This window comes from Petrotoga sp. SL27 (assembly GCF_002924605.1).
Classification (GTDB): Bacteria; Thermotogota; Thermotogae; order Petrotogales; family Petrotogaceae; genus Petrotoga; species Petrotoga sibirica.
Window position 1 is genome coordinate 111,495 of sequence record NZ_JAIP01000019.1, and the last position, 11,093, is coordinate 122,587.

An 11,093-nucleotide genomic window follows, 5' to 3' on the forward strand; every position below is an offset into this window, starting at 1 on the left:
TTTTTTACTGATAAAATAATTTTTGAAGGAAAGTTGAGGAGAGTACAAAAATGGTTACAAAGATCTCGATCGAAAATAAAAATAAATACTATTGGTATTTTAGCAAGACACCCATTTTGGTGGCTTTGTTTTGTCGTATAAAAACATAGTCCGCAAAGATTCCAAAATGGGTGTCTACTCTTTTAGTAGGCACCTGTTTTTTTTTTAAAATACTATGGGAAATAAATTAACGGGCGGGCAGCGGGGCGAAGGGCGCTAAAACAAGCTTTAGAATCTCTAAAGACAATATTTTTAAAATTTGGAGGTGAATTCAGGTGGTGATTGTAATGGAAGAAAATGCAACAGAAGAAGAAGTCAGAAAGGTTATTGAAAAAGTGGAAGAAGTAGGCTTTAAAGCTCATCCCGATAAAGGTGAAAATCACACGATTGTTGGAGTAGTAGGGGAAGGTGACAGGGAATACATTTTAAACAATATCGAAACTTTCCCAGGGGTTGAAAGGGTTGTAGAGATAACTCAACCTTTCAAATTAGCGAGTAGAACATTCAAACCTAAAGATTCAATCTATGACATAGGAGGAATAAAAATAGGAGGGAAAAATTTTTTAACAATTGCGGGACCTTGTGCAGTTGAAAACAAAAAACAGGTTTTAGAAACAGCTCGATTCTTAAAAGAAAAAGGGGTTAAATTCCTAAGAGGGGGAGCCTATAAACCAAGAACTTCTCCTTATTCTTTCCAAGGCTTAAAAGAAGAAGGGTTAAAAATTCTCAAAGAAGTAAGAGAAGAAACTGGTTTAAAGATAGTTACAGAAGTTATGGATACCAGAGAGGTAGAGTTGGTTTCAAAATATGCCGATGTTTTACAGATAGGTGCCAGAAATATGCAAAATTTTTCACTTTTAAAAGAATTAGGTAAGCTGGATAAACCAGTTTTACTCAAAAGAGGTTTATCTGCTACGTACAAAGAATTTTTAATGGCAGCCGAATATATCATTTCTGAAGGGAACAGCCAGGTTATACTGTGTGAAAGAGGAATTAGGACATTTACGGATGAAACGAGAAATACCTTGGACATCAGTGCAATACCCGTAATTAAAAGATACAGCCATTTACCTATTATAATCGACCCTAGTCACGCTAGTGGAGATTGGAGATACATCGCTCCTCTATCTAAAGCTGCTGTAGCCGCTGGTGCAGATGGTTTAATAATAGAAGTCCATCCGGATCCTCAAAACGCCCTTTCCGACGGCAAACAATCTTTGAATTTTGAGCAATTCAGTGAATTAATGGACCAAATAAAAGCAATATTAGACATAGATAGCAAAGTCTTAGCTTAGCAAACAAACTACATTGTTATTGGAGGTACGATTAATGTTATTTGACACCGCGATAATCATCGGCACTGGTTTAATTGGAACTTCATTAGCTTTAGCATTTAAAGAAACTAAAGAAATAAGTAATATCATTGGATACGATATCGATAATGATAATTTAAAAGTAGCTTTAAATTTAGGAGTTATAGATGAACCTGCAAAAATATCAGATATTTCAAAAGCAGATTTAATAATTTTTGCAACCCCAGTAGAAAGCATAAACATAATTTTACGTGATACAATTGATCTAATAAAAGAAGATACCGTTGTAACTGATGTTGGAAGTACTAAACTTAAAATTATGCGGTTATTTGATAGTTTTAAAAACAAAAAGATCAATTTTATAGGTGGTCATCCTTTGGCAGGATCCGAAAGATCAGGTCCCCTAAATGCAAAATCGGATTTATTCAAGGGGAAAAAATATATATTGATAAAAAGTGCAAATTGTGACCAGATGTATTTTAATAAGTTTGAAAGGTTGATCACAAAGATCGAAGCCATTCCAATAATAATAGATGCTAAAACTCACGATGAAATTCTATCAGTAACAAGCCATTTGCCACAGGTTATTTCTTATTATCTAGTAAAAACTCTCATGGATTTAAAAGAAGATAATGAAAATTATCTAAAATTAGTCGGGACTGGCTTTAAAGACACCACAAGGCTGTCGAAAAGCGATCCCCTAATGTGGATCGACATATTCAAACAGAATAAAAATAATATACTCACCGCAATAGAGAATTTCGAAAAAGAGTTAAAGGTCTTCAAGAAGAATTTAATCGAAGATAAATACAACGAAATAAAAGATGATTTAATCAAAATCAGTAATTTTGGATTTTGAGGGTAATGGGTGTGCTACAGGGCAAATGGCAAAGACCTTTTAACCTTATGGGTGGGGTACAGGTTGAAAGGGACAAAGTCTTTTTTATCCTTATGGGCGGGGAGCGGGGTGAAAGGGCGCTAAAACAAGCTTTTAAAATTTCTAAAAGCAATAAGAGGAGGAAAAGATGAATTTTGAAGTAATTCCAACAGAAAATATAAATGCGGAAATCACCCTACCAGGTGATAAATCAATATCTCATAGGGCACTCATAATTGGTTCAATTGCTGAAGGCGAGACAAAAATACACAACTTTTTAAGTTCTGAAGATACCTTAAGCACTTTAAATATATTAAATTCAATAGGCGCCAATATTAAACATATTGACAAAAGCGAGATAATCGTAGAAGGAAACGGAAAGGATAATTTCGTTGAACCTTCGAACGTTCTAAATGCAAAAAACTCTGGTACAACAATGCGCTTAATGATGGGTGTATTATCGGCTCAAAATTTTTACAGTGTAATTACAGGGGACGACTCTTTGAGAGGAAGGCCTATGAAAAGAGTCATAGATCCATTAAGCAAAATGGGGGGGCGTTTTTATGCAAGGAAAAATGGTGAGCTTGCTCCCATAACTATATTGGGAACAAAAGATATATCTCCTATCGTTTATAAAACGCCTGTTGCAAGTGCTCAAGTTAAATCTGCAATTTTGTTGGCGGGTTTGTATGCAAAAGGAGAAACTAAAGTAATAGAACCTGCCAGATCTCGTGATCATACGGAAAGAATGTTAAAATATTTTGGCGCTGATATTATTCAAAAGGATACAACCGTTGTTATTCAAGGTCTTACTAACAAGCTCAAAGGACAGGAGTTCTTCGTGCCAGGTGATATATCTTCTGCATCTTTTTTTATAGTTGCAGCCCTTATAACCAAAAACTCGACACTGTTAATAAAAAATGTGGGAACCAACCCAACCAGAACGGGTATATTATCCGTGTTAAAGATGATGGGAGCGGATATAAAGATTATCAACGAAAAAACATTAAACAATGAACCAGTTGGAGACTTACTCGTAAAAAGTAGTTCGTTAAAAGGTACTGAAATAAAAGGTGAGATGATTCCTTCGATTATCGATGAAATCCCTATATTGGCGATAGCTGCTACCCAAGCAAACGGAAAAACATCAATAAAAGATGCAAAAGAATTACGTTACAAAGAAACAGACAGAATAAAGACAATCACCAAAGAATTAAAAAAATTGGGCATAGACGTTTTAGAAAAAGAAGACGGTTTTGATATAATTGGAAGTCAAAAAATACGAGGGAACTGCACTTGTGAAAGTTACAACGATCATAGAATAGCCATGTCACTTGCTATAGCCGGTTTGATAGCAGATAATCCTATAAAAATTAATAACTTCGAGTGCGTGAATATATCTTTCCCTGAATTTACAGAGATTTTTGAGAAAATAAGGAGTAAATGATGGAAAAATTTGGACTATTAGAATACCCACCCAAAGAAAGTTTATCAAAAAAGGTTTTTAATAAATATTTTAAAAAAGCTAATATCGATGCTGTATATGAAGATATTGTTATAGTCCCTGATAATTTTGATGATGAAATTAACAAATATATTGAATCTTACGATGGACTCAATGTAACGGTTCCTTTCAAAGAAAAGGTGATTAAGTACGTCGAACCTGTGGAAGAAGCCAAAGAAATAAATGCCGTTAACTGTATTTTCAACAATAAAGGTTACAATACGGATTGGAAAGGTTTTTATAACTCTTTAAAAAAATCTGTTCTGCAAGAACCAATCCTATTAGTTGGAGCGGGTGGTGCGAGTAAATCCATCATCTACTCTTTGTACAAAATGGGTATAAAAAAGTTGTTTCTTGTAAATCGAACGGTTGAAAAAGCAGAAAAATTAAGAAAGATTTTCATGTCAAAAATAGATATAAAAATTGAATCTTTTAACCACCTACAAAGCCTAATCCGTAGTTCTAAAACTTTCATAAACGCCACTTCTATTGGAATGTTCGGAGAATCATTTAATTTAGAAGTTAAAGATTTTACTAATCTATCCTTAATTTACGATATTGTTTACAATAATACCCCTCTCCAAAAGATTGCAAAAGAAAACAATATCAAATGCATAGATGGCCGAACCTTTTGGTACCACCAGGCGGTTGAAAATTTGAAGATATGGGATATTTATAAACCAGAAACATTCGATGAAGCCTTCAAATCTTTTTCTAGAGGTGAATAAAATGCAAGTAAAGATAGCAGGAGATTCACATGGTCCACAGATGATTGGACTAATAGAAGAAATACCAGCAGGGTTAAAAATAGATATAGAAAAAATAAATACAGACCTAAGAAGGAGACAGTTGGGATACGGTCGTGGAAACAGGATGAAATTAGAAAAAGATGAAGTAACAATCGTTTCCGGATTATGGGAAGGAATAACAACAGGCGCCCCTTTGGTTTTAATTGTAAACAACAAAGCAAAAAATCCTATCAAAAAAGAAAGACATGTGCCAAGACCTGGGCACGGAGATTATTCATGTTGGTATAAATACAGATTAGATGATTTGAATATATACACTGAAAGAAACAGTGCGCGTTGGACAAGTGTACTCACCGCGACAGGGAGTGTTGCTAAACAATTTCTTGAAAATTTCGATATAAACACATTCAGTTTTGTAAAATCGATTGGAAAAGTTAGTGTTGAAGAAGAAAGGTTTGAAGATATTCAAAAAGATTTCCACTACTACATCCAAAAAAGGAATGAATCAGAAGTTCAATGCCCTTTTGAAGATATTTCTGTGAAAATGATAGAAGAAATTAAAGAAAATGCTTTAAAAAAAGCAACCACCTTGGGAGGTAGTGTAAAAACATTCGCCACAAATGTGAAACCTGGACTGGGAAGTTACGCCGATGTTTTGAACAGAGTTGATTCAAAAATAGGAAAATATTTCATGTCGATCCCTTCCGTGAAAGGAGTTTTTATAGGCAAAGAAGATGTGAGTATACCCGGATCTGAATTCCAAGATCCTTTCAAAGTTGAAGATGGGGTTATACACAGAACAAAGAATTACGCAGGTGGCATAGAATCCGGGATAACAAATGGGGAAAATATAGTTGTCACTACGTACTTCAAACCTATTTCTACACTTGCAAATCCTCTTCCTTCTGTTGATCTTGAAACCAGAGAATCAAAAGAAGCGCCTTACATAAGATCTGATTCTGTTATTATTCCCGCTGCGACTGTAATAACAGAATGCACTCTGGCTATTATATTAATGGAAGAAATTATAGACGGATTTGGAAACGACAACATCGAACTTATAAAAGATAGATACTTCAAGAAATAAGGTGATATTCAATGAAAATCTTCTTGGTAGGAATGATGGGATCAGGTAAGACGACCCTTGCAAAAAAGATTTCAAAAGTACTTTCCATACCCCATATCGACATAGATGATGAAATTGAAAAAAATGAAAATCAAAAAATAAAAGATATCTTTGAAAAATACGGTGAAGAATACTTCAGAAAACTGGAAAGTGCTATCCTCGAAAAATTAGCTGAAAACACTCAATTCCTAGTTGTATCAACTGGAGGAGGAATAATCTTAAGCGCTAAAAATAGAGCTATGTTGAAAAAAGAAAATGCCATATATCTGAAAGTTGCTCCTGAAAAGCTTAAAGAGCGTGTAAGCTTAGAAAATAGACCCCTTCTGGCAAACAACAAAGAAAATATTATAAAGATCTACAAAGATAGAAAAGAGTTGTATGAACAATTCAAAACGGTTGATATTACAAATTTGACTGAATGGGAATCGGTTGCTAAAATCCTCTACCAATACGATATTAAAAACCATTTTGAAATAGATTCATCTTTCCAAAAAGTATCAATAAATGCAGAAAGTCTGAAGTTTCTTCCACCAGATTCAATGGTTTTTACCAGCGAAAAGGTCAATGAACTATATGGAGAATACCTGCCAAAGAAAAAACTTGTCTTACCGAACGGAGAAAAAACAAAAGACATTTCTTTTGTAATAAAGGCTTACGAATACCTCCTTGAAAACAATGTCTCTAGAGACAATCTTCTTCTTGGGATTGGTGGAGGAACTATAACCGATTTTACAGGTTTTGTTGGTTCCACTTACAAAAGAGGTATGAATTTTTCGTTTTACCCTACCACACTTCTTTCTCAGATCGATGCTTCAATAGGCGGAAAAAATGGAATAGATTTCAAAAAATATAAAAATGTTGTTGGAACAATAAACCTACCCAAAGAAGTTGTGATAGACCCACTCTCTTTATTATCCTTAGATGAGGAAACATTCATAGAAGGGTTAATCGAAGGTTATAAAATGGCATTGATCTCGGGGAGTGAATTTTATGAATTTTTTAAAGAGAATTTGCACGAAATACTTAACAGGAATCTAGATAAATTATCTTTTTTTATTAAGAGATCCATTGAAGAAAAACTCCATATAGTGGAACGAGACTTCAAAGATACGGGGCTGAGAAGTTGTTTAAATCTTGGACACACTTTAGGTCACGCCTTTGAAGCTGCTACAGGAATCGCACATGGCTTATCCGTAGGATGGGGTTTGATAAAAGAAATAGAATTTTTTTACAAGAAAAAATATCTGCAAGAAAAAGACTATCTAGAAATAAAAGATACATTAGAAACTCTTGTCCCTCAAAAAGTTAGAAACATTCAAATAGAAGAAAGAGACATATATCATTATGTATCAAATGATAAAAAACTAGGAGCAAATCAAAAAATAAAGATGCCGATTTTAAAAGCTCCAGGAAATATTATAATAGAAGAAATCAAGCTAAAGGAAGGTGAAACCTTTTGATTCTAATAATAAACGGTCCTAACTTGAATATGTTAGGGAAACGCCCTAAAGATATCTATGGTACAGAAACCTACGAAGATTTAAAAAATCAGATAAACCATTTTGCTCAAAATAATAGTATAGATGTGGGATTTTTTCAATCTAACTCTGAAGGTCAAATCATCGACAGAATTCAAAAATCGGATTTTGAAGCTTTAATAATCAATCCAGGTGCTTATACCCATTATTCTTATGCGATAAGAGATGCCCTAGAAATTGTAAATGTGCCAAAAGTGGAGGTCCATCTTACAAATATCATGGCAAGGGAAAGTTTTAGACAAAATTCTGTTACCTCTTCCTCGTGTGATGGGGTCATATCTGGATTAGGGTTCTATGGATATATCTTGGCATTAGAATACCTAAAAGAAAAGTTGAAAGAGCAAGCTTAATCATACAAAGCTGCAGGCTAAAGGGTGGAGCCCTTTTGTCGTTTTATGCAAAAAACTTTTTAAGTTTGCCGCATTGTGCAAACGATGTTTTTTTAGTGATTTTGACCTTGATTTGGGGTTTTTAAGGGGGTTACCTTTTGCAGCCTTTTGCAAAAAACTTATTGCTGATTTGTGCAAAACGCTTTTTGCTGATCTATGCAAAAAGCATTGTTTGTAGTGCTTTTAAAGTAATATCCAAACCCTCATTTGCTTTGCAAATGATGTGTTGCTTTAGAAACAATTTCCATATTCTCATTTGCGAAGCAAATGCGTTCGGGGATCTTAAGGGGTTTACCCCTTAACGTCCAGCGCTAACAGAAGGTTTTAGAGTTTCTAAAGGTACTAGATAAAAATATACCTTAGGAGGTAAAAAGTGAAAGAAATAATATTAGGAATCGTACAAGGTCTAACCGAATTTCTTCCAGTATCCAGCTCTGGACATCTGGCAATATTTTCATCGTTCATGGACATCGATACAAATGTACCGTATTTCGCTCTTCTACATTTATCCACCTTTTTTGCAGTATTGATCTTCGTTTGGAAAGAAGTTGTCAATTTGATCAGAGGACTTTTTAAATGGGAAAAAGAATCACTCTCTTTATTCCTTAAATTAATTATTTCTTCGATTCCAGCTGCTCTTATAGGTTTCACTTTGGAAGCTTCTATCGAATCAGCCTTTTCTTCTCTCACATTGATTGGGATTTTTTTAATCGTGACTGCCATCTTTTTACTAATTTCTGACACACTAAAGGGTAAAAAGAGTTTAACAGAGATGGCCTATGTTGATGCCTTAATTATAGGTCTCATGCAAGCCCTTGCAATATTTCCAGGGATATCTAGAAGTGGTGCAACATTGTTTGGTGCTCTTTTAATGAAAACAAAAAGGGAAGATGCCCTAAAATATTCCTTTTTGATGAGCCTTCCTGTAACCTTTGGGGCAGGTATTTTTGAAATAAACAAGGTTACTTTTTCTCCTTGGGTAATTTTAGGAGGATTGTTTGCCTTCGTGTTTGGTTTGCTTGGTCTGTATCTACTGAAAAAAACGGTACTAGTTGGAAAACTGAGATATTTTTCATATTACTGTTTTGCTATCGGACTCATAGCCATTATTATTTAGTAGTAAATACTTTGTTCATTTAATCTTTTAAAATATTTGTTATAATATTTATAAGAACCTCAAATAAAGTATCAGGGAGTTTCTGATTTGAGAAAACAAGAAAGGCTAAAAAAAATACTTAACATTCTTTCTACAAGTAAAGATTCAATACCAGGGCAACAACTTGCTGAAAGATTTGGCGTAACAAGGCAAATAATAGTAAAAGATATGGCTATTTTGAAAGCCCAAGGTTATGATATACAATCTTCTCCGAAAGGTTATTCAATGAATAAGAACAATAGATTGATTAAATTGATTGCTGTTAAACATACCGTGGAACAAATCGAAGATGAGTTAAAGACCATTGTAAACTGTGGAGGTAGAGTAATCGATGTAACGGTGGAGCATCCTGTTTATGGAGAACTAAGTGGTAAGATTGAGGTAGATACCATCGAAGAAGTAGAAAACTTTATAGCAAAATTAAAGACTTCAAAACCTTTATCAATAATAAACAATGGAGTTCATCTACACAGGATTGAAGTAGAAAACGAAGAGCAATTTAATTGCATAAAAAGAGAACTAAAAAGGCGAAAAATTTTGTTAGACTAAGTAATTTTCAGAGATTCAAAAGAATGTAACAACCTAAAATTTAGGGGGTGAACAAAAATGAAAAAAAGTATTTTGTTGACTCTCATTACCCTACTGTTTTCATTTAGCCTATTTGCGGCTGTTGAAAATACCGTTAAAGAAGCACGTTTCGCTGTAGAGGAGTTATTATCAAAACCAGATAGTGGCGCTTTTATTCAACTAGTAGAAATGGCAGAAGGTATTGTAATATTTCCCACATTTTATAAATTAGGCTATATCATCGGCGGTCAGTATGGTGAGGGTATTGTATTAAGAAAAGATAGCGAGACAGGTAAATGGTACGGTCCATCATTTGTAAATATATATGGTTTAAGCTGGGGAGCACAAATAGGAGTACAATCCGCGGGATTAATTTTAGTTGTAATGAATGAAAATGGGATGGAAGGTTTTATGGATAACAATTTTACCTTAGGAGGTTCTATTGGTATTTCCGCTGGACCGTTGGGTAGACAACTTTCTGCAGATATAGATTATAAATTACAAGCATCCATATATTCTTATTCTATCACAAAGGGATTCTACGCTGGAGTTTCTGTTGAAGGGGCTTATACCAGAGTGGATGATAATTCCAATGAGGCTTATTATGGGAAACCTCTTTCCCCTAAACAAATTTTAAATGAAAAAGAAGTTGATAACGAAGCAAAACAGATTGTAGAACTATTAGAAAAAGCTGTATTAGAAAGACAATTAAAAGAAAAAGAAACAACTTAATAGCCATTAAAATTTCAATAAAAAGGAGGAAACAAAAGTATGCCTTATGTAAACACAAAAGATATTTTAGAAAAAGCAAATAAAGAGTACTATGCTGTCGCAGCATTTAACATTAACAATCTCGAGTTTCTTCAAGCAATTGTGGAAGGAGGAATAGAGAAAAAATCCCCCCTGATAATCGAAACAAGTGAAGGTGCAATGAAGTATGCTGGCATGGGGGATCCTTTGAGAGGGGCCAGTCTGTTTGTTAAGATGGTTAGGGAGTTTGCAGATTCCTTAGATATACCAATTGCTCTGCACCTAGACCATGGTAAGAATTTTAATCATATAATATCTGCAATAAAAGCTGGTTATTCATCTGTAATGATAGATGCATCTGATAAACCACTGGAAGAAAATATAAAAGCAACGAAAGATATTGTGAGAATAGCTCATGCAGTGGGTGTTTCAGTAGAAGCAGAATTGGGAAAGTTAGCTGGAATCGAAGATAATGTTGTTTCAGCTGAATCTGTTCTTGTTAATCCAGATGAAGCAAAATACTTTGTCGAGGAAACTCAAGTTGATTTTCTAGCTCCAGCCATTGGCACTTCCCATGGGGCATTTAAGTTTAAAGGAGAAGCCAAATTAGACTATGATAGATTGAAAAAGGTTAAAGAATTGACAAATATGCCTTTGGTACTTCATGGTGCTTCAAGTGTTGTACAAGAAATGGTTGAAATAGCTGAAAATTATGGAGCTGATTTTGGAGGGTCAAAAGGTGTCCCCTCAGATATTTTGAAAGAAACTGTACGATTAGGTATAAATAAAGTAAATACTGATACTGACCTCAGGATGGCCTTTATTGCTGGATTAAGAGAATTCTTGCATAACAATTCAAAAGAGTTTGATCCTAGAAAATACATGAAAACGGCAAAAGAATACGTAAAAAAGGTAGTTTCAGATAGATTAGAGCTTTTAGGTTCCGCTAACAAAGCTTAATTCAAAGTACAGCCATGGTCCTCATGGTTGTACTTTTTTAAATTTTATCCACCAAATATTAATAGGAGGATTTCAAATGAAAATACTAGTGATCAACTCAGGAAGTTCATCCTTAAAATATCAAA

Annotated in this window: 11 protein-coding genes; all 11 read left to right on the top strand. The window is 34.2% G+C overall.

Translation table 11 applies throughout. From position 1 onward, the window contains the following. Nucleotides 1–314: 314 nt before the first annotated feature. The 11 genes from aroF (at nucleotide 315) to fba (ending at nucleotide 10,968) form a co-directional block, all read left to right on the top strand. Complete coding sequence (gene aroF, locus AD60_RS07795; RefSeq protein WP_103876908.1) at nucleotides 315–1,334, top strand: 3-deoxy-7-phosphoheptulonate synthase; 1,020 nt, start codon at nucleotides 315–317, stop codon at nucleotides 1,332–1,334. Between the two features lie 34 nt (nucleotides 1,335–1,368). Further along, on the top strand, nucleotides 1,369–2,211 hold the full coding sequence (locus AD60_RS07800) for a prephenate dehydrogenase/arogenate dehydrogenase family protein (protein ID WP_103876907.1): 843 nt from the start codon (nucleotides 1,369–1,371) through the stop codon (nucleotides 2,209–2,211). A 166-nt stretch (nucleotides 2,212–2,377) separates the two neighbouring features. Continuing rightward, complete coding sequence (gene aroA / locus AD60_RS07805; RefSeq protein ID WP_103876906.1) at nucleotides 2,378–3,676, top strand: 3-phosphoshikimate 1-carboxyvinyltransferase; 1,299 nt, start codon at nucleotides 2,378–2,380, stop codon at nucleotides 3,674–3,676. Beyond that, nucleotides 3,673–4,461, top strand: coding sequence for a shikimate dehydrogenase (locus AD60_RS07810; protein ID WP_233186863.1), 789 nt, complete (start codon nucleotides 3,673–3,675; stop codon nucleotides 4,459–4,461). The genes aroA and AD60_RS07810 overlap by 4 nt, the downstream gene beginning before the upstream one ends. 1 nt (nucleotide 4,462) lies before the next feature. Beyond that, a complete protein-coding gene (gene aroC, locus AD60_RS07815; RefSeq protein WP_103876904.1) occupies nucleotides 4,463–5,569 on the top strand; it encodes a chorismate synthase in 1,107 nt (368 codons plus the stop codon). Between the two features lie 11 nt (nucleotides 5,570–5,580). Next, on the top strand, nucleotides 5,581–7,068 hold the full coding sequence (aroB, locus tag AD60_RS07820) for a bifunctional shikimate kinase AroK/3-dehydroquinate synthase AroB (RefSeq protein WP_103876903.1): 1,488 nt from the start codon (nucleotides 5,581–5,583) through the stop codon (nucleotides 7,066–7,068). Next, the gene (gene aroQ / locus AD60_RS07825) at nucleotides 7,065–7,496 is read left to right on the top strand and encodes a type II 3-dehydroquinate dehydratase (RefSeq protein ID WP_103876902.1); all 432 of its coding nucleotides are present in this window, start codon (nucleotides 7,065–7,067) and stop codon (nucleotides 7,494–7,496) included. Before aroB ends, aroQ begins: the two co-directional genes overlap by 4 nt. A 412-nt stretch (nucleotides 7,497–7,908) precedes the next feature. Beyond that, complete coding sequence (locus AD60_RS07835; RefSeq protein WP_103876900.1) at nucleotides 7,909–8,652, top strand: undecaprenyl-diphosphate phosphatase; 744 nt, start codon at nucleotides 7,909–7,911, stop codon at nucleotides 8,650–8,652. A gap of 87 nt (nucleotides 8,653–8,739) precedes the next feature. Beyond that, the gene (locus AD60_RS07840) at nucleotides 8,740–9,240 is read left to right on the top strand and encodes a transcription repressor NadR (protein WP_103876899.1); all 501 of its coding nucleotides are present in this window, start codon (nucleotides 8,740–8,742) and stop codon (nucleotides 9,238–9,240) included. Nucleotides 9,241–9,297: 57 nt separating this feature from the next. Then, complete coding sequence (locus AD60_RS07845; protein ID WP_103876898.1) at nucleotides 9,298–9,990, top strand: lipid-binding SYLF domain-containing protein; 693 nt, start codon at nucleotides 9,298–9,300, stop codon at nucleotides 9,988–9,990. Nucleotides 9,991–10,029: 39 nt separating this feature from the next. Then, nucleotides 10,030–10,968: a class II fructose-1,6-bisphosphate aldolase gene (fba, locus tag AD60_RS07850; protein ID WP_103876897.1), complete on the top strand. Its 939-nt coding sequence runs from the start codon at nucleotides 10,030–10,032 to the stop codon at nucleotides 10,966–10,968. Nucleotides 10,969–11,093 lie beyond the last annotated feature (125 nt).